Below are 23,536 nucleotides of genomic sequence, written 5' to 3'. Positions count from 1 at the left end.
CCACTCAGCCCAGGAAGTCCCCGACGAGCCGCGCGAAGCCCTCCGCGTGCTCGATCTGCACCCAGTGACCGCACCGGCCGAAGACGTGCAGCTGCGAGTCGTCGATGAGCTCGTGCAGTCGCATCGAGGTGCTCAGTGGGATCACCTCGTCGTCGCGGCCGTGGAGGATCAGCGCGGGCTGCGTGAGCGCGCGGATGTCGGCGTCGGGCACGGCCAACGCCTCGACCCAACGCTGCCGCGGGGCGGGGAACATCGCGCTGAAGGCCTCGTGGACCCCCGGCCGAGTCGCCGCGTCGAGCCGCAGCTGGGCCAGGTCCTCGGTGAGCAGCGACTTGTCGTACGCGAAGACGTCCATGAGCTCGATCATGTTGGGCAGCGACGGCTCGAAGCCCCACACCTTGTCCAGGCCCTCGGTGATCTCGAAGGGCACACCCGCCGCGCCCATGAGGACGAGCTTGTCGACCCGCTCGGGGTGGTGCGTCGCGATGTTGAGCGCGAGCGCCCCGCCGAAGCTGTTGCCGACGACCGCGACCCGCTCCAGGCCGAGTGCGTCGAGCAGCCCGACGAGGTGCTGGGTCCACGTCGCCATGTCGTAGGTGACGCCCTCCGGCCGCTCGGTGTACCCGAAGCCAAGCACGTCGGGGGCGATGACCCGGTGCTGCTGCGACAGGGTCGGCAGCACGCCGCGCCAGTTGGCCCAGGCACTCACGCCGGGACCGGAGCCGTGGATGAGCAGGACGGGGTCGCCCTCGCCGACGTCGTGGTAGTTGGTGGCGATGCCGCCGACGTCGATCGTCGAGGCGACCTCGGGGTTGGTGGTCTGCACAGCGTTCATGTCGGCAACCTATGGCCCCGGAGGCCGCGCGAAGGGGGGCGCTCCGCTGTGCGGAACACCCCCTGCCCCGGTCCCTGAGGAGCGAGTCCGCGCAGCGGGCGAACGTCTCGAAGGGCCGGAAGCCCCGCGCGAGCGCCAGGCCACCCACGCTGGTTGAGGTGCGAGCGCCAGGCCACCCACGCTGGTTGAGGTGCGAGCGCCAGGCCACCCACGCTGGTTGAGGTGCGAGCGCCAGGCCACCCACGCTGGTTGAGGTGCGAGCGCCAGCGAGCCTCGAAACCTGCCACGCTGGCCCCATGAGCGCCGACGCCGTCCGTGAGCACGCCCTGTCGCTACCGGGCGCTTGGCCCGACGAGCCGTGGGAGGGCGACCTCGTCGCCAAGGTGGGCCCCGGCGAGCGGGGCAAGATCTTCGCCTTCCTCGGCGGCACGAGCGTGGGCGTCAAGGCCGGCAGCACCCGCGAGGAGGCCGACGAGTGGCTCGCCCGCTATCCCGATGACGCCGCAGTCATGTCCTACATCGGCCGCAACGGCTGGAACACCCTGACGGTCGGCGGCGCCATCCCCCTCGACGAGCTGCTCGAGGCCGTCGACGACTCCTACGAGGCGATCGTGGCCAAGCTGCCGAAGAAGCACCGACCCCAGACATGACGAAGGGGGCGGCCCGCTCGTGCGGGCCGCCCCCTCCTTCGTGGTTCGCGCCCGGGGGCGCTCACGCCTCAGGACGGCGCTTCGTTCATCTCGGTGGAGGCGATCGGACTCGAACCGACAACCCTCTGCTTGCAAAGCAGATGCGCTACCAATTGCGCCACGCCCCCGAGGGCTGGTGGATCAGGTGGGACGGTCGGTGGCCTCGGCCCAGGCTGCGCCACCGGCGGGCTTGGGAGTGCTGGACATCCGACTGGTGGCGGCGTGGAGGTCCTTCTCCGACCGCTGCTGCTCGACCTTGCGCCGGGCGTAGACCGCGCCGGCTGCGGCCGCGACGAGTACGAGAACCTTCTTCACAGGACTCTCCTCACCGTGTGTGTTGGTGGGCCCAGGAGGACTTGAACCTCCGACCTCTTCGTTATCAGCGAAGCGCTCTAACCGCCTGAGCTATGGGCCCGTGTGCGCTGGGATCTCTCCGTGGCGCGACGCCCGAGATTACCCCACACCGGCCGCCGAAACCAAAACGGCGGCCAGGATGCGGATCAGTCGTCGGTGAGCGTCATGTGCACGCCGCCGACGAGGCTGGCGACGATGTTGTAGAGGAAGGCGCCGAGGGTCGCGATCGCCGTCAGCAGGAAGACGTCGACGACCGCGATGACGATCGACAGGGACAGCACCCGGCCGAAGCCGAGGAAGTCCATGACGTCGAAGGTCTCGCCCGACCCGTCGCCGATGATCTGGCCGGCGAGCTCGTTGATCGAGTCGAAGACGCCCATCGCGGACAGCAGTGCCCACATGACGCCGGTCATGACGACCATGGCGATGCCCATGGCCACCGAGACGAGGAAGCCGACCTTCATCACCGAGAAGGGGTCCACCCTCGAGACCATGAGCTTGACCCGGCGCCCGGCACGGGGGGCCGGTCGGGCCGCAGCAGGGGCGGCCTGGCTCCGTCGTGTCGCCTGGGACGAGCCCGCGGCCGTGCGGACGGCCGTGGTGTCTCCTGTCGTGCTCACTCCTGGTCACCTCCGGGGGCATCCCCCTGCTGGGCGGTCTCCGCCGTGTCCTCGACGGGTGCGTCAGGGTCTGACGCTACATCGTCACCCTCGGAGTCCGTTTCTTCGCCACGGTCGACGTTGCGCGCGACCGCGACGATCGCGTCACCCTTGCGCGGCTTGGCGAAGGAGACACCCATCGAGTTGCGGCTCGTCCGGTTGACCTCGGTCACCGCCGAACGGACGATGTTGCCCTTTTCCATGACGACGAGGACCTCGTCGCTCTCGTCGACGACGAGTGCCCCGACGAGCTGGCCACCCTTGCCGGACTTCGCTGCGAGGACCCCGAGGCCGGCACGGCCCTTGGCCGTCCACTCCGAGGCCGCGGTGCGCTTGGCGACGCCGTTCTCGAAGACGACGAAGACGTCCGGGTCGGTGCCGTCCTCGATGACGTTGAGCGCGAGCAGCGAGTCGCCGTCGCGGAACTTCATGCCCGTGACACCGCTCGTCGAGCGGCCCATCGGCCGAATGACGTCGTCGGTCGCGTGGAAGCGCACCGACATCGCGTTGCGGGAGACGAGGAGCAGGTCGTCCTCGGCCGCGACGAGGCCCACGCCGATGAGCTCGTCGTCATCACGCAGCTTGATGGCGATGAGGCCACCGCTGCGCGGCGAGTCGTACTCCGTGAGGCGGGTCTTCTTGACCAGTCCACGCTTGGTCGCCAGGACAAGGTAAGGGGCCACCTCGTAGTCCTTGATCGCGTAGACCGCGGCGATCTGCTCGTCCGGCTGGAAGGCGAGCAGGTTGGCCACGTGCTGGCCCTTGCCGTCCCGCGCCGCCTCGGGCAGCTCGTAGGCCTTGACCCGGTAGACCCGGCCGAGGTTGGTGAAGAAGAGCAGCCAGTGGTGCGAGGTCGTGGTGAAGAAGTTGCGCACGACGTCCTCGCCGCGCAGGGAGGCACCGCGCACGCCCTTGCCGCCGCGCTTCTGCGCGCGGTACTCGTCGACCCGGGTGCGCTTGGCGTAGCCACCCCGGGTGATCGTCACGACGACGTCCTCCTCGGGGATGAGGTCCTCCATCGCGACGTCGCCGTCGTAGGGCAGGATCCGGGTGCGCCGGTCGTCGCCGTAGCGGTCGACGATCTCGGCGAGCTCCTCGGAGACGATCTGCCGCTGCCGCTCGGGGCGGGCGAGGATGTCCTTGTAGTCGACGATGCGGGCTTCGATCTCGTCGTGCTCGTCGATGATCTTCTGCCGCTCCAGGGCCGCGAGACGGCGCAGCTGGAGGTTGAGGATCGCCATCGCCTGCAGCTCATCGATGTCGAGCAACTGGATCAGGCCCTCGCGGGCCTCCTCGACCGTCGGCGAGCGACGGATGAGCGCGATGACCTCGTCGAGCATGTCGAGGGCCTTGAGGTAGCCGCGAAGGATGTGGATCGCGGCCTCGTCCTTGCGCAGGCGGTACTCGGTGCGCCGGACGATGACGTCGATCTGGTGCTCGACCCAGTAGCGGATGAAGGCCGAGATCGGCAGGGTGCGCGGCACCCCGTCGACGAGGGCCAGCATGTTGGCGCCGAAGGTCGTCTGCAGCTGGGTGTGCTTGTAGAGGTTGTTGAGGACGACCTTGGCGACGGCGTCGCGCTTGAGGACGATGACGAGGCGCTGACCGGTGCGACCGGAGGACTCATCGCGGATGTCGGCGATGCCGGAGAGGCGACCCTCCTTGGTCATCTCGGCGATCTTCTGCGCCAGGGCGTCGGGGTTGACCTGGTAGGGCAGCTCGGTGACGACGAGGCAGGTGCGCCCCTGGATCTCCTCGACCTCGACGACGGCCCGCATGATGATCGACCCGCGGCCCGTGCGGTAGGCCTCGTCGATCCCGCGGTTGCCCATGATGAGCGCGCCGGTGGGGAAGTCGGGGCCCTTGATGAAGCCCATGACCGCCTCGAGAGCCTCCTCGCGGGGCACGTCGGGGTGCTCGAGCATCCACTGTGCGGCGTCGGCGACCTCCCTCAGGTTGTGCGGCGGGATCTGCGTGGCCATGCCGACGGCGATGCCGGCGGAGCCGTTGGCGAGGAGGTTGGGGAAGCGCGACGGCAGCACGTCGGGCTGCAGCGTCTTGCCGTCGTAGTTGGGGACGAAGTCGACCGTCTCCTGGTCGATGTCGCGCACGAGCTCCATCGACAGCGGCGCCATCTTGCACTCGGTGTACCGCGGGGCGGCCGCGCCGTCGTTGCCGGCGGAGCCGAAGTTGCCCTGCCCGTCGATGAGCGGGTAGCGCAACGACCATGGCTGCACGAGGCGGACCATGGCGTCGTAGATCGCGGAGTCACCGTGCGGGTGGTACTGACCCATGACGTCGCCGACGACGCGCGAGCACTTGTTGTAGCCGCGGTCGGGGCGGTAGCCGCCGTCGTACATCGCGTAGACGATGCGGCGGTGCACGGGCTTGAGCCCGTCGCGCACGTCGGGCAGCGCGCGGGAGACGATGACGCTCATCGCGTACTCGATGTAGCTGCGCTGCATCTCCGCGTTGAGGTCGACCGGCTCGGTCCGGTCGGTCTCGGGCGTGGTGGGGGTGTCGGTCATGTGGTCAGGTCACCTCGGGGTCGTGCCGAAGGGGGGCGAAGGCGGGGTCTGCGCGAAGGTGCGCCGGACGGCCTAGATGTCGAGGAAGCGCACGTCGCGCGCGTTCTTCTGGATGAAGCCGCGGCGGGACTCGACGTCCTCGCCCATGAGGACGGCGAAGATCTCGTCGGCCGCGGCCGCGTCGTCGAGCGTCACCTGGAGCAGGACCCGGGTGTCGGGGTCCATCGTCGTCTCCCACAGCTCCTGGTAGTTCATCTCGCCGAGACCCTTGTAGCGCTGGACCGGGTTGTCCTTGGGCAGGCGCCAGCCCTTCGACTGGCCCTCGGCGATCATCGCGTCGCGCTCACGGTCGCTGAAGGCGAACTCATGGTCGTGGTTGGACCACTTGAGGCGGTACAGCGGCGGCTGGGCGAGGTAGACGTAGCCGGCCTCGATGAGCGGCTTCATGAAGCGGAAGAGCAGCGTCAGCAGCAGCGTGCGGATGTGCATGCCGTCGACATCGGCATCGGCCATGAGGACGATCTTGTGGTACCTCGCCTTGGCCAGGTCGAAGTCCTCGCCGATGCCGGTGCCGAAGGCCGAGATGAGGGCCTGGACCTCGGTGTTGGCGAGGATCTTGTCGATCCGCGCCTTCTCGACGTTGAGGATCTTGCCGCGGATCGGCAGGATTGCCTGGTTCTCCGGGTTGCGGCCGGCCTTGGCCGAGCCACCGGCGGAGTCACCCTCGACGATGAAGACCTCGGAGACCGTCGGGTCCTTGCTCTGGCAGTCGGACAGCTTGCCCGGCAGGCCGCCGGACTCGAGCAGGCCCTTGCGGCGGGTCGCCTCGCGCGCCTTGCGGGCGGCCATGCGCGCCGCCGCGGCCTGGACGGCCTTGCGGACGATGTCCTTGCCCTCGTTGGGGTGGGTCTCGAGCCAGTGGCCGAACTCGTCGGTCATCGCCCGCTGGACGAAGCCCTTGACCTCGGAGTTGCCGAGCTTGGTCTTGGTTTGGCCCTCGAACTGCGGCTCGCCGAGCTTGACCGAGACGACAGCCGTCAGGCCCTCACGGATGTCGTCACCGGTGAGGTTGTCGTCCTTGTCCTTGAGCAGGCCCTGCTTGCGGGCGAAGTCGTTGATGAGCTTGGTCAACGCCGCGCGGAAGCCCTCCTCGTGGGTGCCGCCCTCGTGGGTGTTGATGGCATTGGCGTAGGTGTGGACCGACTCGCTGTAGGCGGTCGTCCACTGCATCGCCAGCTCGAGGGAGAGCGAGCGCTCGGGGTCCTCGTTGTCGATGGCGATGATCTCGTTGGTCACCGGCTCGGACTTCTTCGACCCGACGAGGTGCGTGACGTAGTCGACGATGCCGTTGTCGTAGCGGTAGGAGACCTTGCGGGCCTTCTTGGGGGCCGCCTCGGCGCCGTCCTCGGGGTCGACGACCTCGGTGATGTCGTCGTCGACGTGGTCGAGGTCCTCGGCCTGCTCGGTCTCGGTGGGCTCCTCGACGCGCTCGTCGACGAGGTTGATCGTCAGGCCCTTGTTGAGGAAGGCCATCTGCTGGAAGCGCGCGCGGATGGTCTCGTAGTCGTAGGTCGTCGTCTCGAAGATCTCAGGGCTGGCCCAGAAGGTGATCGTCGTGCCGGTGGCATCGGTCTCCTCCTCGCGGCGAAGGGGGCCGGTCGGCACCCCGCCCTCGAAGGACATCCGGTGGGCGTAGCCCTTCTGCCGGACGCAGACGTCGAGGCGGGTCGACAGGGCGTTGACGACCGACGAGCCGACACCGTGCAGGCCACCGGAGACCTTGTAGCCGCCGCCGCCGAACTTGCCGCCGGCGTGCAGCTGGGTGAGCACCAGCTCGACGGCGGAGACGCCCTCAGCCTCGTGGATGTCGGTGGGGATGCCACGGCCGTTGTCCTTGACGCGGACCGCGCCGTCCTCCATGAGGGTGACGTCGATCGTGTCGGCGTAGCCGGCCATCGCCTCGTCGACGGAGTTGTCGACGATCTCCCAGACGAGGTGGTGCAGGCCGCGCTCGCCCGTCGAGCCGATGTACATGCCGGGGCGCTTGCGCACCGCCTCCAGGCCCTCGAGGACCGTGATGGCGCTCGCGTCGTACTCGGGGCTCCCCGGGTCCGGGGTGCTCGGCTGGGTGTCTGGCGACTGCTCGTCTGCCACGGTGCTCCTCGAGTGCGGTGCATGGATCGCCGCGGGCTGGCCCCACAGGGCTGGCACCGCGGCCTCAACCCTGTGATTCTACCCCCTCGACGCCACGGACGACGCATCTTGGACGCCCGTGGCGGCGCCTCTCACCGCCGGCCGGGGCGCCGCACGACTCCCGGTACGCGCACCGGCCCCCCACGGGCTCTCAGGACCGCTCTCGGGGTTCACGCTCCGGCCACCCGCCGGTCCGTCTCGGCACATACGATCGAGGCATGAGCCCACTCCACGGACCCCGTGCCCTCGCTGCCCTCGCGACCGCTGCCGTCCTGGCCCTCTCGGCCTGCGGTGGTGGCTCGGAGCAGACCGACACCTCCAGCAGCTCCGCCTCGAGCGAGTCCACCTCCCCCGAGGACAGCGCGACCTCCGAGTCCACCGAGGCCTCCGAGGACCAGTCCTCGGACGACGAGGCCGAAGGGAGCGACGACGGCACCGCCACGGCGAAGAAGTCCGGCGTGAGCTTCGACGTGCCCGACGGCTGGACGGCCGTCGACCCGGCCGAGGTCGCGAGCAGCGGCGAGGCCCCGGATGCCCTCAAGGAGATGGCCCAGGCCCAGGGCACCACCACCGATCAGCTCCTCGAGGCCATGAAGAACATGGACCTGATGCTCGTCGGCGAGACCACCAACGACTTCGCCGACAACGTCAACGTCCTGGCCTCGCCGGCGATGCCGACCGAGGCGGACCTGAAGTCCCAGCTCGAGCAGATCAGCGCCAAGGTCGAGGGCACCGAGACGGTCGAGACCGACCTCGGCGAGGCGCTCGACACGACCTACTCCCTGTCGGCGGGCGGCACCACGGTCCAGGGCCGGATGCTCGCCGTCCCCACGGACCCCGGCGCGGCGATGATCACCGTCTCCGCCTCCGACGCCGGCACCGCCGACGAGGTGGCCACCGAGATCCTCGAGAGCGTCGACAAGGCCTGACGCACGACCTGACGCACGACCCCGTCGAGGCCGGCCGCGGCGATCAGCAGCGGCCGGCTTCGAGCGTGCCGCGGTGCAGCCGCACCGACCGGGCCAGCTCGTCGGCGATCGCGGTGCCCTCCTCATGGGTGCCGGTGCGCACCTGCAGGGTGACGGCCAGGTCCCCCTTCGCCCCGGGCACGATGCCCAGCTGCCGCACGACATAGCCCTCGGGGGTCGAGCCCCAGCCCCCCTTGAAGCGGGCGCCGGGGATCGTGCCCAGCCCCCAGCGCTGGCCGTCGACGACGCGGCCCATGGCCTCGGTGACGCTCGACGACCCGGCCAGGCAGGGCAGGGCGGCGGTGAAGCGGGTCTGGTCGGTCAGCCGCCACCGGGACTGACCGAAGGCCGAGTAGCCAGGCACCGTGACCTCGGCCGGCACCTCGGTGCGGGTGTCGTGACCGCGACGCAGCTGGGTCTCGACGGCCCCGGCAGCCGCCTCACCCGCACCCAGGCGCCGCCAGAGCGAGTCCGCGGCCGCGTTGTCGGAGGCGGTGAGGGCCCTCTCGACGTCACCCGACCAGTCGCCGCCGTCGGCCGAGCGGATGACCGCGAGCGCGAGCGGGACCTTGATCGTCGACCACGCGACGAGGGTCGTCGGGTCGCCGTGGACCTCGACGGGGCCCCGGGCCCCGACGGGGGCGTGCGCCAGCGCGATGTCGGCCTCGGGGTGCGCCCGGGCCACCTTGGCGACCGAGCGCGCCAGGTCCCGGTCGGCCCCCGCCGCGGCGGGTCGCGGCGTGGCCGCTGGGCGGCTCGACGTCGCGGTCGTCGACGCGGTGGTGCCGGTGGCCGGCGCCGGGAGGTCGCTGCAGGCGGGCAGCGTGAGCAGCGCGGCACCGAGGGCCGCGGCCGCCAGGCGGCGGGTGGTCACGTCAGTAGAGGACGACGACCGCGTCGTTGCCGCCGGTGCAGCGCGTGACGCCCTCACCGGAGCAGGTCATCGTGTAGGCCTTGTCGGTCACCGGGCTGGTGACGCGCAGGGTGGCCTTGCCGTTCTGGGGGTCGGCAGCGAGGTAGGCATCGCGCACCGCCGTGGCGAACTCGCAGCTCGTCACTGTGGTCCCGGCGCCCACCTTGGTGCCCTGCGAGGGTCCGGCGCACTGCTTGACCCCGGCGGGGGCGACACCCGGGCGGGTGGGGGAGGAGCTGGTGCTCGTCGACGACGTCGAGCTCGAGCTCGACGTCTCCTCGCTCGTCGGCGAGCTGCTCGACGTCTCGCTCTGCGGGGAGCTGGTCTTGGTCACCGTCGTCTGCGCGGTCGGCTCGTCGTCACCACCGCCCATCGCCATGACGGTGCCACCGACGCACAGCCCGCCGAGGAGCACGCCACCGACGAGCAGGGCCACGAGACCCAGCGGGGAGCCGGACCGGCCGGACCCACCACGGCGAGACGGCTGCTCGTGGTACGGGCTCGGCTCACCGACCGGCTGGGACTGCTGCCACGTGCTCGCAGCGGCCACGGGCGCCGCCGGGGTGGTCACGGGCTCGGGGTCCCACCAGTCGTCCGGCACCGCTCCCTGGGGGGTCGGCTCGGGCTGGATGGCGGGCACGGGCGCAGCAGCCTGCGTGGGCTGCTCGGTCCGTCGGCGCAGCTCGACGTCCTGGGTCGGCTCGTCCTCGGCGAAGGGGGCAGCGTCCGACTCGTGGGGCACGGGGCCCATCCGTCCGGACGGCGTCGGGTCGCCGAAGAAGTCGTCGAAGGCGTCGCCGCCTCGCGGGTTCTCCGGTCCGCTCATGGTTGCTCTCCTCGAAGGCATAGGGCCGCCCTCTGGATCAAGAGCGACATCTCACGATGCCATAACAACCCGGGGGGTCCGCCAATCGACGAGGTGACCTGGACCCCCTTCGGACTGTCAGGAGGCACCCTCGACGGTGCGGTCGATCTGCATGACGATGGCCTTGGGCTCGGTGAAGAACTCGCGGCTGAAGTTGCCGCCCTCCCGGCCCACACCCGAGTCACCGACCCCACCGAAGGGGGTGCGCAGGTCGCGGATGAAGAAGCAGTTGACCCACACCGTGCCGGCCCGCAGGTGTGAGGAGACGCGGTGCGCCCGCGAGAGGTTCTCGGTGAAGAGCATCGCGTTGAGCCCGTAGCGGGTGTCATTGGCCAGGTGGATCGCCTCGGCCTCGGTCTCGAAGCGGTTGACGACGCACACCGGGCCGAAGATCTCCTCGCAGTACTGGCGGGAGTCCAGGGGCAGGTCGGTGAGGATCGTCGGCCTGACCAGCCAGCGGCCCCCCTCGTCCACACCGCCGGTGAGAACCGTGCCGCCCTGCTCCTCGACGTCCTCGAGATAGCCCGACACCTTGTCGAAGTGCTTCTTGCTCGCGAGCGAGGAGAACGCCACCTCCGGGTCGAAGGGGTCACCGATCGTCAGGGCCTCGGCCGCGGCGACGAAACGCTCCATGAACTCGTCGTAGATGCCCGACTGGACGTACAGGCGCGAGCCGGCGAGGCAGATCTGGCCGGAGTTGCGGAAGATCGCCTCGACCGCCCAGTACACGGCGTTGTCCATGTCCGCGTCGTCGAAGACGATGTTGGCGCCCTTGCCGCCGAGCTCGAGCGAGACCGGGGCGAGGTGGGTCGAGGCCGAGGCCATGACCGCCTTGCCCGTGACGGACGACCCGGTGAAGGTCACCCGGTCGACCCGGTCGTCGGCAGTCAGGGTCGAGCCCGCGGGGGCGCCGTGGCCGTTGAGCACGTTGAGCACGCCCGGCGGGAAGCCCGCTTCGACGGCCAGGCGCCCGAGCAGGGTCACCGAGGCCGGCGTGTCCTCGCTCGGCTTGATGATGCACGTGTTGCCCCAGGCGATCGCCGGGGCGATCTTCCACGTCGCCATCATCAGCGGGAAGTTCCACGGCGAGATCGCCGCGACGACCCCGGCGGGGCCGAACTCGCTGTAGGTGTGGTGCCCCGACGGCATCGGGTAGACCTCGCCCGTGTGGTCGCGCTGGTGGTCGGCGAAGAAACGGAAGTTGGCCACGGACCGGCCGACGTCGTGCTTGGCCTGGGCAAAGGGCTTGGCCATGTTCGTCGAGTCGAGCGTCGCCAGCTCGTCGGCCCGCTCCTCCATGAGGTCGGCGAGCTTGTGGATCGCGGCCGCCCGCTCGGGATGGGTCATCCGCGGCCACGGACCCTCGTCGAAGGCCTTGCGGGCGCTGGCGATGGCGCGCTCGGCGTCCTCGGCGCCGCCTTCGGCGGCCTGCGCGAAGACCTCCTGCGTCCAGGGGTTCCACACGTCGAAGCGCTCGCCCGAGATGGACTCGACCTCTTCGTTGTCGATGATGTGGCCGAAGAACTGGGTGCTCACGGTGTCTCCTGCGGTGGGGTGGTGGGAGCCGCCGCGGGGTCACCCGTTGCGGCCGTCTGGGCTGCCTTGCGCTCGGCGATCGTCACGTCGCCTGCGGCGAAGTGCTCGGTGGGGATCTCGGTGACGAGCACGCGCACGTTCTCCTTCGGCGCGACGCCGGTGTCGGCGAGCGCCTGGGTCACCGCGGAGATCATCGATCGGATCGTCTCGGGGCTGCGCCCCTGGGTCAGGGTCACCTGCACGACGGGCACGTCACTCGCCCCCGTGGATCCGGACCGAGCCGAGGTTGGTGAAGTGGCACGAGATCGAGCTGCCCGGGGTCGCGAAGTAGGCGTCGGTCATGCCGCCGGTGAGGACGATCCAGCCGGGCTCGATCGCGTGGCCCCGCGTGGCGAGGTCGTTGGCCGCGAGGGCGAGCGCCTCGCCGGGATGTCCCTGCACGGCGGCACCGGTCGCCGAGTCGACGACCTGCCCGTCGACCTCGACGAGGACTGCCTCGAGGGAGAGGTCGAGCTCGCTCGGCGGGAGAGCCACCGGCCCGGTGACGAAGGCGCCGGAGCTCGCGTTGTCGGCGATGACGTCACCGGCGGCGAACTTGAAGTCGCGGTAGCGGCTGTCGATGACCTCGGCGCCGCCGAGGACGTGGTCGACGGCCGCCATCGCCTGGGCAGCGGTGACGCCGGGGCCCTCGAGCCGCTCACCCATGACGAAGACGAGCTCCGGCTCGATCCGCGGGTGGATGAGCTGGTCCTGGGGGACCGGGTCACCGGCCGGCAGCACCATGGCGTCGGTGAGCCAGGCGACGAAGGGGGTGTCGACCCCCATGCGCTGCTGCTTGGCCCGTGAGGTGAGGCCGAGTTTGATGCCGACGACCTTCTCGCCGCGGTCGAGGCGGCGCTGAAGGGTGAGGTCCTGGATCTCGTAGCCGGTGGCCACGTCGAGCTCGGGCCACTCGTCGGTGAACTTCGTGCGGTCGCGGCGCTCGTCCTCGCAGGCGAGCAGCTCGGTGGCGACCGACTCGACGTCCCAGGTGGCCATCAGGCACCCACCGTCGCGCCGGAGCGCTGCTGCTGCTCCCGCAGCTCGAGGGCCACGTCGATGATCATGTCCTCCTGGCCGCCGACGTAGCCGTACTCACCGACCTTCATAAGGATCTCGTGTGCCGGGACACCGTAGCGCTCGGCGGCCCGCTCGGCGTGGAGCAGGAAGGAGCTGTAGACGCCCGCGTAGCCCTGGGTGATCGAGGAGCGGTCCATGATCGGCATGCGGCGGATGAAGGGCTTGACGACGTCCTCGGCCGCCCCGAGGACACCACCGACGTCGATGCCCGTCGTGATGCCCAGACGCTCGAAGGAGGTCGCGAGGACCTCGGTCGGCGAGTTGCCCGCACCGGCGCCGAGGGCGCACAGCGAGCCGTCGATCTGGCGGGCGCCGGCCCGGTGGGCGAGCACCGAGTTGGCGACGCCGAAGGACATGTTCTGGTGGCCGTGGTAGCCAACCTGGGCGTCCTGGCCGATCTCGGCGATGATCGCCGAGACGCGGTCCGAGACGTCCTCGAGGATCAGCGCCCCGGCGCTGTCGACGACGTAGACGCACTGGCAGCCCGCGTCGACCATGATCCGGGCCTGCTTGGCCAGCTCCTCCGGGCCGATCATGTGGCTGAGCATGAGGAAGCCGACGGTCTCCATGCCGAGCTCGCGCGCGGCGCCGAAGTGCTGGATCGAGACATCGGCCTCGGTGCAGTGGGTCGCGATCCGGGCGATCTGGGCGCCCATCTGGTGTGCCTCGTGGAGCTTGTCCACGGTGCCCAGGCCCGGGAGCATGAGCACGGCGATCTTCGCCCGGTGGGCCTCGGCGACGGCCGCCTTGATGAGTGACATCTCGTCGACAGCGGAGAAGCCGTAGTTGAAGGAGGAGCCGCCGAGGCCGTCGCCGTGGGTCACCTCGATGACCTGGACGCCGGCGTCGTCGAGAGCGCGGACCGTGGTGCGCACCTGCTCCTCGGTGAACTGGTGCGACATCGCGTGCGAGCCGTCGCGCAACGTCGTGTCGGTGATTCGCACGTCGACGTCGCCATCGAAGAGCACGGGCGAGGGGGCCGTGTTGTTCGTGTTGTCGGTGCTCATGCCGTCGCCTCCTGGCCGGTCGTGCTGTCGGTGTCCGCGGGGACCCAGCCGGAGTCGACCCCCAGGCGGTGGGCCACCATCATGTCGCCCACGCGGGCAGCGGCGGACGTGATGATGTCGAGGTTGCCGGCGTACTCCGGCAGGTAGTCGCCGCGACCCTTGACCTCGATCGGAACGGTGACCCGGGCCATGCCCTGCCACAGGTCCCGGGCGTGGTCGAACTGCGGGTCGGCGCGCAGGTGGTAACCGGGGACGTACTCCTGCACGCGGGCGACCATGGCCGCGATGGACTCCTGCACCTTGTCGTGGAGCGCTCCCGCCTCGGCGGCCTCCTGCGGGATGGCGCAGAAGACGGTGTTGCGCATCATCAGCGGCGGCTCGACGGGGTTGAGGATGATGATCGCCTTGCCCGACCTCGCCCCGCCGACGACCTCGAGCGCCTCGCTCGTCGTCTCGGTGAACTCGTCGATGTTGGCCCGGGTGCCCGGGCCGGCGGACTTGCTCGAGATCGAGGCGACGATCTCGGCGTAGGGCACGTCGACGACCGAGGAGACGGCCGCGACGATCGGGGTCGTCGCCTGGCCACCGCAGGTGATCATGTTGACGTTGGTCGCGTCGAGGTTGAAGTCGAGGTTGACCGGCGGGCAGAGGTACGGGCCGACGGCAGCAGGGGTGAGGTCGACGGCGAGGATGCCGGCCTCGGCGTACTTCGGCGCATTGGCCTCGTGGGCCTTGGCCGAGGTGCATTCGAAGACGACGTCGGGCAGCTCGTCCTGGGCGAGCAGCCAGTCGACGCCCTCGTGACTGGCCTCGAGGCCGAGCGTCTTCGCCCGGCGCAGACCGTCGCTGCTCGGGTCGACGCCCACCATGTAGCGCGGCTCGAGGACCTCGGAGCGGCGCATGAGCTTGAACATCAGGTCGGTCCCGATGTTGCCGGGGCCGACGATGGCGGCGGTTCCCTTGGTGCGGGTGGTCATGGGTTCACCTTTCACTTCGACGCGAAGCACGCGGTGACGCTGCCGAGACCACCGAAGGTCGCGGTGAAGACGTCGCCGGGTGCCACGGGGACCATCGAGGTGACGGACCCGGGGAGGATGACGTGGCCGGCCTCGAGCGTCGTGCCGAGCGCACCGACGGTGTTGGCCAGCCAGACGAGGCTGTTGATGGGGGAGCCGAGCACCGCTCCGCCGGCACCGGTGCCGACGACCTGGCTGTTGCGGGTGAAGACGCAGCCGGTGAGGCGCAGGTCGACCTCGGTGAGGCGGGTCGGCGTGCTGCCGAGGACGAAGCCGCCGGAGCTGGCGTTGTCGGCGATGGTGTCGGCGAGTTTGATCTTCCAGTCCGCGACCCGGCTGTCGACGACCTCGAGGGCCGGCAGCACGTAGTCGACGGCGTCGATCGCCTGGGTGAGGGTGACCCCCGGTCCCGTGAGCGGCTTGCGCAGGACGAAGGCGATCTCCGGCTCGACGCGCGGCTGGAGGTAGGTGTCGAGCGCGATCGGCTCGTGCTCCAGGTGCGCGAAGTCGTCGGTGAGGTGACCGAAGTCGGGCTGGTCGACGCCGAGCTGCTTCTGCATCGCCAGCGAGGTCAGGCCGACCTTGTGGCCGATGATCCGTCGGCCGGCGTCGGTCCAGGAGCGGACCTGCTCGAGCTGGATGGCGTAGGCGTCCTCGACGGTCAGGCCGTCGAACTGCTCGGTGAGCGGCGCGACCGGCGTGCCGGTGGCATAGGCCTCGAGGAGGATCTGCGCCGCCCGGGTCCGGGTTGAGGAGTCGGTCATGGTCGTCACGCTAGGTCCGTCCTTCGTGGGTCGGTGGGGTCGTTCCCGGCACGGGAACGTCAGGTGGTGGACGAAGGGGGTCCCCCCTTCGTCCATCCAGTGGTGCCACGCCCCTGAGGCTGCATTGCCGTAGGGCAATGCGGCCTCCTCGCGCATTGCCGTAGGGCAATGCGGCCTCGGGGAGCGTGGGACGGGTGGTCAGGACTGGTACTGCCGGGCGATGCGGTTGGCGGCGGCGGTGAGCAGCGGGACGACCCGCCGCACGTCCGCCTCGATGAGGGGCGTCGGGCCGAAGACCGACAAGGAGCCGATGGCACGCCCCTGGGAGCGGATCGGGACGGCGACCGAGCTGGCCCCGGCGATGGAGCCGGAGTGGAGCACCGCATAGCCGCGCTGGCGGACCACGCCGAGTGCCTCCTCCCACTCCTCGACCCGACGCACGGTGCCGCGGGTGCGGGGCGGGAAGCCGGCCTCGCGACGGGCGCGGTCGACGTCGGGGTTGAAGGCCGCGATGGCCAGGCCCGAGCTGACGCAGTGAGCTGCCTGCCGTCGCCCGCTGTGCCCGAGGATGCGCACGCCGTCGACGGACTCGATGCGCTCGATGAAGACGATGTCGCCTCCGTCGGGCACGCCCAGGTTGACGGTGTGCCTGGTCTGCTCGGCGACGGCCTGCATGACGGGCAGGGCCACATGGCGCAGACCGTTGCGGGCGTGGGAGAGCATCCCGAGGTCGTAGAGGTGTAGCCCGAGCCGGTAGAGCCCCTGGCTGTCCTGCTCGATGAAACCGCGGCTCGCGAGGGTGGTGAGCACGCGGTGGGCGGTCGACTTCGCGACGCCGAGGCGGCGCGCGACGTCGGAGACGCCCAGGGCGGAGTCGACGGCGAAGCACTCGAGCACGTCGAGCGCGGTCCCGACCGAGCGCAGTCCGCCACCCGTGGCCCGCTTGGGCTTCGGCGTGCACCAGGCGTCGGCCTCGGTCTGGGGGTCGTGCGTCGCGGTGGTCATCGTCGTCCACTCCTTCGGTTCGATGCTGCACTGTGGGCCCTGGTATCGGGCATGATCAAGGAATGCGTTCCGCTGAGTCGAACGACCCACCCACCTCCGTCGTCGGGCGGGTCGCGGCCGTCCTCGGTGCCCTCGAAGGGGCCGACACCCCGCTCGGCATCAGCGAGCTCGCAGCCCGCACCGGCCTGGCGAAGGGGAGCGTGCACCGGCTCGTCGGGCAGCTCGTCGACGAGCGCCTCCTCGAGCGCACCCCCGACGGTCGCCTCGTCCTCGGCGTACGGCTCTTCGAGATCGGCTCGAGCGTCCCGCTGCCGCGCTCGCTCAGCCAGGTCGCCCGGCCGCTCATGGTCGACCTGCACCAGGCGACCGAGCGCCAGGTGCACCTGGCGACCCTCGAGGGGATCGACGTCGTCTACATCGAGATCGTCCGGAACCAGGGACCGCGGCTGTCCTCCCAGGTGGGTGGCCGGCTGCCGGCCCATGCCACGGGGGTGGGCAAGGCGATGCTCGCCTATTCGCCCAGGGCCGTCCTCGCGCAGCGGGTCGAGGCCGGCCTGCCCGCGATGACGCCGCGCACGCTCGTCACCCCGGGAGCGCTGGCCCGCAACCTCCAGGACATCCGTACCGAGGGCACCTCCTACGACCACGAGGAGTCCCACGTCGGCGTCTCGTGCGTCGCCGCGCCGGTCTTCGGCTCGGACAGGAAGATCCGCGCGGCGCTCTCGGTGAGCGGTCCGACCCAGCGCATGGACCTGCAGCGCCTGGGGGTGGCGGTGCGGACCGCGGCCTTCGCCATCTCGCGACAGCTTCGGGATGCCGACCTGTAGGTCATCGAGCCTGCCGGCCTTCGATCGGGCCGCGCTCAGCGCTTGATGAGCGGACTCTTCAGGCCTGTGGAGTTCTTGTCCGACTCGTCGAAGAAGTCCTCGCGGAAGATGTCCCGGGGGAAGAGGCGTCGGCTCATCAGGGTCTTCAGGGCCGCGTCGACCATCTGCGGCGGGCCGCAGAGGTAGCCGCGGCAGCCGGATAGCTTCGCGTGGTCGGCCTCGATGACATCGGTGACCATGCCGAAGGCGTAGTCGTCCGGGTCCTCGCCGTCGGCCTCGACCTGCTCGGGCGTCTCGTCGGAGAGGCAGGGCCGGTAGGTGAACTCGTCGTACTCGTCGGCGAGCGCCCGGAAGACGTCGACGTCGTAGAGGTGGGCTCGGGTGCGCCCTCCGGCGTAGAGGGTGAGGTCTCCCTCGTACTCGCCCGCCTCGAGGGCGTGCCGGACCATCGACTTCAGCGGCGCGACACCCGTGCCGCCACCGACGAGGATCGCGTGCTTGTCGTCACCCGTCTTGAGCACGAAGCGCCCGTAGGGCCCCGACAACCGGACCTCGTCCCCCGTCGCCAGGGTGGAGAAGACCCAGCCGTCCGTCCCGCGCCCGCCGGGCACGTTGCGAATGTGGAACTCCAGCCGGGAGCTCTCGCCGGGGGGCGAGCCGATCGACCACGTGCGGTCGCACGGCTCGGCCCCGTCCGCGCCGGGCACGGTGAACTTCATGTACTGGCCCGCGTTGAAACCGACCTCACGATCGAGCTCGACGACGAGCCGCTTGGTGTCCTGCGCGATGTCCTCGAGGACGACGACGGTGCCCGTGTAGTCCTCGACCGGGTGCACCTCCATGTCCTCGTCGACGTCGAGGTCGGCCTCGATCGTCACGTCCCCGCGGGGCCTCGCGCAGCAGGTGAGCAGCTTGCCCTCGTCCCGCTCGAAGTCCATGAGGGCGAAGGAGCTCGCCTCGCCCAGGTCCACCTCACCGTCGAGCTTGTCGACCTTGCAGGTCGCGCAGGTGCCGTGGGTGCAGCTGTGCGGCAGCCACACCCCCGCGCGCAGGCAGGCGTCGAGGATCGTCTGGTCCTCGTCGCACTCAACCTCGCGGCCGACGGGTTCGACGGTGATCGTGTGGGTGGTCATGGGTCTCTCCTCGAGCGGGACGAAGGGGGGAGCTGACGGCTTGTGAGGGAGGTGCAGGAGACGACGATTCCCGCAGCGAGACGCAGGAGCGCCTCAGGGAATCGTCGTCTCCACCTCAGGCGGCCACGCGGGTGCCGATGACGTCCTTGTGACGGACGCCGAGCTCGGCGAGCGTCTGGTCGTCACGCGGCTCGAAGGGGGCGCCGTGCAGCATCCACGTGCGGGGGGCAGCGGGGTCGTAGTCGGGGTCCTCCTCGGCGAAGGGCACGAACATCTGGTCCCTGAAGTCGGCCCAGGTCATCGCCCTCGGTGCCCGGAACATCGCCGGGGAGGCGAACCACATCGTGTCCTGGAACCACACGGAGACGAGCTGATCGTCGCCATAGAGCTCCTGCCGAGAGCGGGAGGGGAAGTCGTACGCGCCCAGGCTCTTGATCGCCATGTCAGGCACCTGCCTTCGTGTCGTCGGGGGTGGTGGTGTCGGCTGCGGCCTCGTCGTGCCAGGCCAGCCAGTTGCGGTGGTCGCGCGATCCGATGTACTCACCGGCGTCGCCGTCCTGCAGGCCGTACCACTCGAGCACCTCCGGCACGGTCGGACCCCCGCAGTTGCCCTGGTAGATCTGGTGCACGGGCAGCCAGGCCTGGCGGTACTTCTCCGGCTCGCGCTCGAAGATCCACTGACAGCCGTTGGAGCAGGTGTGGTAGATCTCGCCCTCGAACTCGGACTCACGCTGGGCGAAGGTGGTCGGGTCGCCGGGCTCGGTGAAGAGCATCGGCACCTGGCAGACCTGGCACAGCTGGGGCAGGCCCGGCGCGAAATGCCGTTCGCCGGCCTCGATGTTCTTCTTCTCCTTCTCCCAGAGCGGTCGGTAGTGGGTGTCGAAGGTGTCGGGGTAGGCCTGCGAGAGCCAGTCCATGTGCTCCTCGCTCGGAGCGCTCGTCGTGAAGGCGGCCGCGAAGGAGAACTGGTAGAGGGTCCAGTACACCTGGTGGGAGAGGATGTCCTTTTCCTTGATGGCGTCCTCGACGTGGCGCGGAGGCGTGATGCCGTAGAAGGCGAGGTCCTCGAAGAGGCCACCGAGCATCTGCTCCTCGAAGTACAGCTCGAAGGACTCCTTCCAGCTCATGACCTTGCGCGGGAGCATGTAGTCGAGCATCTGGGCGACGAGTGCGGTGACGCGGTAGGAGCGCCAGAACCACTTGTCGATCCAGCCCTGGACGATCGGGACGTTGGCCTCGTCCTGCTCGAGGAGGAACTTGATCGCCTCGAGGCCCAGGGTCATGTGCCGCGACTCGTCGGACTGCGCCGAGAAGCCGAAGGTCATCGTCGGCAGGTCGCCGTTGAAGGACGACCCGGACATGAAGGGCACGAAGAGCAGGTTGGTCAGCAGGTACTCGAAGGAGAAGCCGATCGCGATGAGGAACTCGAAGGGCCCGCAGGACAGTGCGTCCTCCATGAAGCTCTTGGGCACCGACAGGTACCAGACCCGGTCGTACTGCTCCGGCCAGTTGTGCAGGCCCGAGTAGTACTTGTTGTAGTTGGACAGGGTGTGGATCTCGGTCTGCATGTGACGGATCTCGTCGATCGACTGGCACAGTGCCGCAAACCGCGGGCCGGGTCCGGCGAAGTGCCGCGCCAGGTAGGAGAAGTGCCGGTGGGCGCCGTACTCGAGCGGTGTGACGCCCTGGATGAAGATCTTCATCGCGTTGAGGTAGCTCGCATCGGTCAGACCGAGGTGGCCCTGCCCCTGCGCGAAGCCGTCGAGGACGGCGTAGAGGCGCTTGTCCTTCTCGGCCTGGTACTTGCAGTAGGCGTCGATCGTCAGGCGGAAGGGGTCCTCCCAGGCCGCCCAGTCGTGGATCTTGATGCCCTCGTAGTCGAGGTGCGGGAACATCTCGTCCTTCTCGACGTAGGACGGCTCCCAGTCGAGGCCGCGGGTGAGGGCCTCGTAGCGGGCCTTCATCGACAGCTTCTTGGCCTTCTTCGTCTTCTTCTCCGGTGCAAGTGTCATCGTGGGTCTCTCCTGTGGTCAACGGTGGTCGAGGTGTGAGGGCGCCGGGCGCCCGAGCCTCGAGACCTGATGCGGTCGGTTGGTCTGTCTGTCTGTCTCAGTGGTCCCAGGCGATGACGATCTCGTCGTCGTCCCACTCCTGGATGTTGCCGAAGTAGCTGACGATCGCCATCTGGAACTCGTGCGTCTCCCACTCCCGGCCGAGCTTCTCCTCGACGGTCTCCTGGGTGACCACGATGCGGCCCGGGGCGGTGATGCGGACGAGTCCGGGGGTGCGCATCACGCTGCACCCGGGGTTGTCGGCCTCGATGGCCTCGATGACGGGCCGGTTGTTCTCCGACTCCTGGATGACGACGCCGACGTCGCGGACACCCTTCGTCTGCGGATCGTCTGCCGTGGTCTGCTCCTGCATGGCGCTCTCCTCTCAGGCGGCCGCGCCGGTGTGCGCAGCGCGCACCTCGGCGGCGGTCGTGGTGATCCGGTCGACGGCCGAGCTACCGCCGAGCAGCTCGTCGATGCGGGCGGCGAAGGGGGTGACGACCTCGAGCGCCGTGTCGACGGCGGCCGCGCCGTGCTCCGCGAGGAGGGCAGCATTGGTCGCACCGAGCTCGGGATCCTCGCGCCAGGCCGTGTACAGCGCGTCGATCCACCTGCGGTTGTCGGCGAACCAGCGCCATGTGCTGCGCGACGAGCGAGTAGGCCGGCGCACCGCTGACGACGGCCTGGTCATCGAGGTGCTGGTACAGCAGGTCGTACACGAGCCGGTCGACGGCGTCGAGACGCAAGAGCGCCAGACCCCAGTCGGTCTCGACGATGGTCTCCTCGGCCATCCGGCGCAGCCCCTGCAGGGGCGCGTCCTGCAGCCAGTGCTCCTTGGCCTCGGCGAGCAGGTCCGCCGTGCCGCCGCCGAGGGCGATGCCGACCCGGCTGAGGACCTGAGCGTTGCCGACCCGGTCGAAGGCAGAGTAGGCAGCCGCCTGGGTCACCGTCGCGCCCCAGCCGAAGCGGGCCATCCCGCAGAGGATCAGCTGGCCGGCGCTCTCGAGGTGCCGCAGGGGCAGCACGAGCTCGTCGAGGACGCTGCGCCAGCCGTCGGGCAGACGCTCGAGCAGCCCACGTGCCTCGATGTACTCGAGCGAGGTCGCGAAGGCCTCGTGGTGGCCGGAGCGGGCGGTGACGTAGGGGGCGTAGTAGTACTGCCGCGGGTCGAGGTAGCTGTAGGCATCGGTCAGCCGGAAGACGCTGTAGGAGTCGTCGTAGATCTCCCGCGTCGGGTCCCACGTCGGGCGGTACTGGAAGTTCTCCTTGGGCTGCACGTCGATGCTGCCCTCGATGTAGCGCGAGGCCGGCTTGTCGCCATAGCGCTTCGCGATGTGGGTGAAGGTCTGCCGCTGGGGTTCGATGACCTGGGTCTTGAGCTCGTACTGCACTGGACGTTCTCCTTGGTCTGGTGGACTGGCGAAGGGGGGTCAGCTCGGCTGCGCGGTGCGCATCGCCTGCGTCGGGGCGGTCTCCAGGAGCCGGACGAGCAGATCCGGCAGGGCGTCGGGACCGTCGAGCTCACGCTCGTCACCCCCTTCGTCAAAGGTGCCGACGAGACGACCGACCGCTCGGCCGTCGGCGAAGGTCGTGGAGCACCGGGCACCGGCGTCACCGAAGGTCACGGTGAACGCCAGCTCGTTCGGGAGGGTCTCGTCGACGAGGCCGAGATGCTCGCGCTCGGACCCGAGGACGGCATTCGCCTCGCAGACGTACTGCTCGGCGAGCGACCGCAGGGCGACGTGCCGGTCGGCGCCGGTCCCGGTCGCCACCCGCTCGCTGATCCGGGTCCGCGGCACGGTGGTCGGCCCCTGGGCCAGCTCGCCGTGGTGCTGATGGGGCGTGCCGACGAGCTCGGCGACGCGAGTCATGAAGGGCGTCATGGCACCTCTCCTCGGTGGTCCGGGGACGAGGAGCGAGGTCCGCCCCACCACCCCGGCGTGGTGTGTCGTGCAGGCAACGTAGGCCGGGTGTGGCGCCCGCCACGATCCGATGAACGCAGTCGCTGTCCGCTCGACGCAGGCACCCGGAAGCACACCGTCGTTCCCCGCTGCGGAACGCCACCGGGACCCGTCACCCTGGGGGGTCATCATCGGGCGATCACGGATGATCGCGAGAGGAGTGCGATGAGGCACCTTCTGCAGTCGGCACCCCGGTTCGAGGACTGGGAGGGGGTGCACGACGCCCTGTCCAATGCCTATTTCCCGCACGCGATGCACCCCAAGGCCGTGCCCGGGGCTTCTGCCTCGGGCATCGAGGTCGTCGACCTCGACAGTTGCCGGCTGGCCCGCATCACGTTCGGCGCGACCGTGGGGATCGAATCGGACCACCCCGGTGCCGTGGCGGTCAACATCCCGCTGAGCGGTCACCTCGCCTCCCGCATCGGCAGCATGAACTACGACGCCGCACCCGGTCGGGCCACGGCCTTCCCGGCCGACACCCCCGCACACATGCCGGCCTGGGCTCCTGACGTCGTCGTCCTCGGCCTGCGCATCGACAGCGCGCACCTGCACCGTGAGAGCGAGCGGGTCTTCGCCCGCAAGGACGTGCGGTTGCCGACCGACATCGACCTGCGCACCCCGGCGGGGGCTGCGTGGTTCCGGATGGCGCGCACGACCTTCGACAACGCCCGCGACTGCGGCGGCGTCCTCTACCGCGACCCGCAGGTCGCCGACTCCGTCGCGAGCATGCTCGTCACGGGGCTGCTCCTGGCCGCGGTCCCGGACGAACCCACCGCTCGCGACGCGCTGCGGCCCCGCCCCGTCCACCGCGTCGTCGAGGCGATGGAAGCCGACCCGACGCGTCCCTGGACCCCGGTCGACCTCGCCGAGATCGCCGGCGTCAGCGTGCGCCGGCTCCAGCAGGCATTCCGCGAGCACCTGGGCACGACACCCTTCGCCCATCTGCACGACCTGCGGCTCGACCGCATCCACGACGACCTCGTCCACGGGCGCGGGGGCACGGTGACCGAGGTCGCCCTCTCGTGGGGCATCACCCACCTCGGGCGATTCGCCGCGGCCTACCGCGAGCGCTTCGGGGAACTGCCGAGCCAGACCCTGGCCCGGGCTGCCTGA

24 protein-coding genes and 2 tRNA genes are annotated in these 23,536 nt (G+C 69.9%); 4 read left to right on the top strand and 22 right to left on the bottom strand.

The features are described 5' to 3' along the window. Nucleotides 1-4: 4 nt before the first annotated feature. Entirely contained in the window at nucleotides 5-835 is an 831-nt protein-coding gene (locus NYE39_RS11240) for an alpha/beta fold hydrolase (protein ID WP_072623319.1), read from the bottom strand. Between the two features lie 296 nt (nucleotides 836-1,131). Here NYE39_RS11240 and NYE39_RS11235 point away from each other — a divergent pair, with 296 nt between their 5' ends. After that, entirely contained in the window at nucleotides 1,132-1,485 is a 354-nt protein-coding gene (locus tag NYE39_RS11235; RefSeq protein ID WP_072623318.1) for an MmcQ/YjbR family DNA-binding protein, read from the top strand. A gap of 94 nt (nucleotides 1,486-1,579) precedes the next feature. Here NYE39_RS11235 and NYE39_RS11230 read toward each other — a convergent pair. From NYE39_RS11230 to gyrB, 6 genes are all read right to left on the bottom strand, one after another. Continuing rightward, nucleotides 1,580-1,652 (bottom strand) — tRNA-Ala (locus tag NYE39_RS11230). A gap of 13 nt (nucleotides 1,653-1,665) precedes the next feature. Further along, nucleotides 1,666-1,839 (bottom strand): DLW-39 family protein, encoded by a 174-nt coding sequence (locus NYE39_RS11225; protein WP_341012716.1) that lies wholly within the window; start codon nucleotides 1,837-1,839, stop codon nucleotides 1,666-1,668. A gap of 23 nt (nucleotides 1,840-1,862) precedes the next feature. Further along, nucleotides 1,863-1,939 (bottom strand) — tRNA-Ile (locus tag NYE39_RS11220). Nucleotides 1,940-2,024: 85 nt separating this feature from the next. Then, complete coding sequence (locus NYE39_RS11215) at nucleotides 2,025-2,498, bottom strand: DUF3566 domain-containing protein (protein WP_226282821.1); 474 nt, start codon at nucleotides 2,496-2,498, stop codon at nucleotides 2,025-2,027. Next, nucleotides 2,495-5,065, bottom strand: a complete 2,571-nt coding sequence (gyrA, locus tag NYE39_RS11210; RefSeq protein WP_072623317.1) for a DNA gyrase subunit A — start codon at nucleotides 5,063-5,065, stop codon at nucleotides 2,495-2,497. The genes NYE39_RS11215 and gyrA overlap by 4 nt, the downstream gene beginning before the upstream one ends. 72 nt (nucleotides 5,066-5,137) lie before the next feature. Then, nucleotides 5,138-7,219 (bottom strand): DNA topoisomerase (ATP-hydrolyzing) subunit B, encoded by a 2,082-nt coding sequence (gene gyrB, locus NYE39_RS11205; protein ID WP_341012715.1) that lies wholly within the window; start codon nucleotides 7,217-7,219, stop codon nucleotides 5,138-5,140. A 257-nt stretch (nucleotides 7,220-7,476) separates the two neighbouring features. On the opposite strand from gyrB, the gene NYE39_RS11200 reads away from it, so the two are divergent. Then, a complete protein-coding gene (locus tag NYE39_RS11200) occupies nucleotides 7,477-8,187 on the top strand; it encodes a hypothetical protein (protein WP_341012714.1) in 711 nt (236 codons plus the stop codon). A 43-nt stretch (nucleotides 8,188-8,230) separates the two neighbouring features. On the opposite strand, the gene NYE39_RS11195 is transcribed toward NYE39_RS11200, so the two are convergent. From NYE39_RS11195 to NYE39_RS11155, 9 genes are all read right to left on the bottom strand, one after another. After that, nucleotides 8,231-9,100 carry a hypothetical protein gene (locus NYE39_RS11195; RefSeq protein ID WP_341012713.1) on the bottom strand — a complete coding sequence of 290 codons (870 nt, stop codon included), beginning with the start codon at nucleotides 9,098-9,100 and terminating at the stop codon, nucleotides 8,231-8,233. A gap of 1 nt (nucleotide 9,101) precedes the next feature. Further along, nucleotides 9,102-9,965 carry a hypothetical protein gene (locus NYE39_RS11190; RefSeq protein ID WP_341012712.1) on the bottom strand — a complete coding sequence of 288 codons (864 nt, stop codon included), beginning with the start codon at nucleotides 9,963-9,965 and terminating at the stop codon, nucleotides 9,102-9,104. Nucleotides 9,966-10,082: 117 nt separating this feature from the next. Continuing rightward, nucleotides 10,083-11,540: an aldehyde dehydrogenase gene (locus tag NYE39_RS11185; protein WP_341012711.1), complete on the bottom strand. Its 1,458-nt coding sequence runs from the start codon at nucleotides 11,538-11,540 to the stop codon at nucleotides 10,083-10,085. After that, a complete protein-coding gene (locus tag NYE39_RS11180) occupies nucleotides 11,537-11,782 on the bottom strand; it encodes a tautomerase family protein (RefSeq protein WP_264158414.1) in 246 nt (81 codons plus the stop codon). Before NYE39_RS11180 ends, NYE39_RS11185 begins: the two co-directional genes overlap by 4 nt. Nucleotides 11,783-11,792: 10 nt before the next feature. Next, nucleotides 11,793-12,578: a 2-keto-4-pentenoate hydratase gene (locus NYE39_RS11175; RefSeq protein ID WP_072623310.1), complete on the bottom strand. Its 786-nt coding sequence runs from the start codon at nucleotides 12,576-12,578 to the stop codon at nucleotides 11,793-11,795. After that, nucleotides 12,578-13,666 carry a 4-hydroxy-2-oxovalerate aldolase gene (gene dmpG / locus NYE39_RS11170; protein WP_341012710.1) on the bottom strand — a complete coding sequence of 363 codons (1,089 nt, stop codon included), beginning with the start codon at nucleotides 13,664-13,666 and terminating at the stop codon, nucleotides 12,578-12,580. The genes NYE39_RS11175 and dmpG overlap by 1 nt, the downstream gene beginning before the upstream one ends. After that, nucleotides 13,663-14,643, bottom strand: a complete 981-nt coding sequence (locus NYE39_RS11165) for an acetaldehyde dehydrogenase (acetylating) (RefSeq protein WP_341012709.1) — start codon at nucleotides 14,641-14,643, stop codon at nucleotides 13,663-13,665. The genes dmpG and NYE39_RS11165 overlap by 4 nt, the downstream gene beginning before the upstream one ends. An 11-nt stretch (nucleotides 14,644-14,654) precedes the next feature. Next, complete coding sequence (locus NYE39_RS11160; protein WP_341012708.1) at nucleotides 14,655-15,446, bottom strand: 2-keto-4-pentenoate hydratase; 792 nt, start codon at nucleotides 15,444-15,446, stop codon at nucleotides 14,655-14,657. 198 nt (nucleotides 15,447-15,644) lie between these two features. Beyond that, nucleotides 15,645-16,451: an IclR family transcriptional regulator gene (locus NYE39_RS11155; RefSeq protein ID WP_341012707.1), complete on the bottom strand. Its 807-nt coding sequence runs from the start codon at nucleotides 16,449-16,451 to the stop codon at nucleotides 15,645-15,647. 62 nt (nucleotides 16,452-16,513) lie between these two features. Here NYE39_RS11155 and NYE39_RS11150 point away from each other — a divergent pair, with 62 nt between their 5' ends. Beyond that, complete coding sequence (locus NYE39_RS11150) at nucleotides 16,514-17,278, top strand: IclR family transcriptional regulator (RefSeq protein WP_192911207.1); 765 nt, start codon at nucleotides 16,514-16,516, stop codon at nucleotides 17,276-17,278. 35 nt (nucleotides 17,279-17,313) lie between these two features. On the opposite strand, the gene NYE39_RS11145 is transcribed toward NYE39_RS11150, so the two are convergent. The 6 genes from NYE39_RS11145 to NYE39_RS11120 all read right to left on the bottom strand — a co-directional run bounded on the left by NYE39_RS11145 (nucleotide 17,314) and on the right by NYE39_RS11120 (nucleotide 22,345). Continuing rightward, the gene (locus NYE39_RS11145; RefSeq protein WP_072623306.1) at nucleotides 17,314-18,411 is read right to left on the bottom strand and encodes an NADH:ubiquinone reductase (Na(+)-transporting) subunit F; all 1,098 of its coding nucleotides are present in this window, start codon (nucleotides 18,409-18,411) and stop codon (nucleotides 17,314-17,316) included. A 115-nt stretch (nucleotides 18,412-18,526) separates the two neighbouring features. After that, a complete protein-coding gene (locus NYE39_RS11140) occupies nucleotides 18,527-18,853 on the bottom strand; it encodes a phenol hydroxylase subunit P4 (RefSeq protein ID WP_072623305.1) in 327 nt (108 codons plus the stop codon). Nucleotide 18,854: 1 nt separating this feature from the next. After that, the gene (locus tag NYE39_RS11135; protein WP_192911206.1) at nucleotides 18,855-20,423 is read right to left on the bottom strand and encodes a YHS domain-containing protein; all 1,569 of its coding nucleotides are present in this window, start codon (nucleotides 20,421-20,423) and stop codon (nucleotides 18,855-18,857) included. 97 nt (nucleotides 20,424-20,520) lie between these two features. Continuing rightward, nucleotides 20,521-20,835 carry an MmoB/DmpM family protein gene (locus tag NYE39_RS11130; protein WP_192911205.1) on the bottom strand — a complete coding sequence of 105 codons (315 nt, stop codon included), beginning with the start codon at nucleotides 20,833-20,835 and terminating at the stop codon, nucleotides 20,521-20,523. 82 nt (nucleotides 20,836-20,917) lie between these two features. Then, on the bottom strand, nucleotides 20,918-21,853 hold the full coding sequence (locus tag NYE39_RS11125) for a hypothetical protein (RefSeq protein WP_341012706.1): 936 nt from the start codon (nucleotides 21,851-21,853) through the stop codon (nucleotides 20,918-20,920). A 39-nt stretch (nucleotides 21,854-21,892) separates the two neighbouring features. After that, nucleotides 21,893-22,345, bottom strand: coding sequence for a hypothetical protein (locus tag NYE39_RS11120; protein WP_192911204.1), 453 nt, complete (start codon nucleotides 22,343-22,345; stop codon nucleotides 21,893-21,895). Between the two features lie 243 nt (nucleotides 22,346-22,588). On the opposite strand from NYE39_RS11120, the gene NYE39_RS11115 reads away from it, so the two are divergent. After that, complete coding sequence (locus NYE39_RS11115) at nucleotides 22,589-23,536, top strand: AraC family transcriptional regulator (protein WP_192911203.1); 948 nt, start codon at nucleotides 22,589-22,591, stop codon at nucleotides 23,534-23,536.

Origin of the sequence: Janibacter sp. FSL W8-0316 (assembly GCF_038004165.1) — a bacterium.
GTDB lineage: Bacteria > Actinomycetota > Actinomycetes > Actinomycetales > Dermatophilaceae > Janibacter > Janibacter indicus.
The sequence above is the reverse complement of the archived record's forward strand: the minus strand, read 5'-3'. Positions and strand labels throughout refer to the sequence as shown.

Excerpts from the sequence above, each read along its gene's own strand:
- NYE39_RS11240 (WP_072623319.1), bottom strand. The coding sequence starts at position 835 with ATGAACGCTGTGCAGACCACCAACCCCGAGGTCGCCTCGACGATCGAC.
- NYE39_RS11235 (WP_072623318.1), top strand. The coding sequence starts at position 1,132 with ATGAGCGCCGACGCCGTCCGTGAGCACGCCCTGTCGCTACCGGGCGCT.
- gyrA (WP_072623317.1), bottom strand. The coding sequence starts at position 5,065 with ATGACCGACACCCCCACCACGCCCGAGACCGACCGGACCGAGCCGGTC.
- NYE39_RS11200 (WP_341012714.1), top strand. The coding sequence starts at position 7,477 with ATGAGCCCACTCCACGGACCCCGTGCCCTCGCTGCCCTCGCGACCGCT.
- NYE39_RS11190 (WP_341012712.1), bottom strand. The coding sequence starts at position 9,965 with ATGAGCGGACCGGAGAACCCGCGAGGCGGCGACGCCTTCGACGACTTC.
- NYE39_RS11175 (WP_072623310.1), bottom strand. The coding sequence starts at position 12,578 with ATGGCCACCTGGGACGTCGAGTCGGTCGCCACCGAGCTGCTCGCCTGC.
- dmpG (WP_341012710.1), bottom strand. The coding sequence starts at position 13,666 with ATGAGCACCGACAACACGAACAACACGGCCCCCTCGCCCGTGCTCTTC.
- NYE39_RS11165 (WP_341012709.1), bottom strand. The coding sequence starts at position 14,643 with ATGACCACCCGCACCAAGGGAACCGCCGCCATCGTCGGCCCCGGCAAC.
- NYE39_RS11160 (WP_341012708.1), bottom strand. The coding sequence starts at position 15,446 with ATGACCGACTCCTCAACCCGGACCCGGGCGGCGCAGATCCTCCTCGAG.
- NYE39_RS11155 (WP_341012707.1), bottom strand. The coding sequence starts at position 16,451 with ATGACCACCGCGACGCACGACCCCCAGACCGAGGCCGACGCCTGGTGC.
- NYE39_RS11150 (WP_192911207.1), top strand. The coding sequence starts at position 16,514 with ATGCGTTCCGCTGAGTCGAACGACCCACCCACCTCCGTCGTCGGGCGG.
- NYE39_RS11145 (WP_072623306.1), bottom strand. The coding sequence starts at position 18,411 with ATGACCACCCACACGATCACCGTCGAACCCGTCGGCCGCGAGGTTGAG.
- NYE39_RS11140 (WP_072623305.1), bottom strand. The coding sequence starts at position 18,853 with ATGGCGATCAAGAGCCTGGGCGCGTACGACTTCCCCTCCCGCTCTCGG.
- NYE39_RS11135 (WP_192911206.1), bottom strand. The coding sequence starts at position 20,423 with ATGACACTTGCACCGGAGAAGAAGACGAAGAAGGCCAAGAAGCTGTCG.
- NYE39_RS11130 (WP_192911205.1), bottom strand. The coding sequence starts at position 20,835 with ATGCAGGAGCAGACCACGGCAGACGATCCGCAGACGAAGGGTGTCCGC.
- NYE39_RS11120 (WP_192911204.1), bottom strand. The coding sequence starts at position 22,345 with ATGACGCCCTTCATGACTCGCGTCGCCGAGCTCGTCGGCACGCCCCAT.
- NYE39_RS11115 (WP_192911203.1), top strand. The coding sequence starts at position 22,589 with ATGAGGCACCTTCTGCAGTCGGCACCCCGGTTCGAGGACTGGGAGGGG.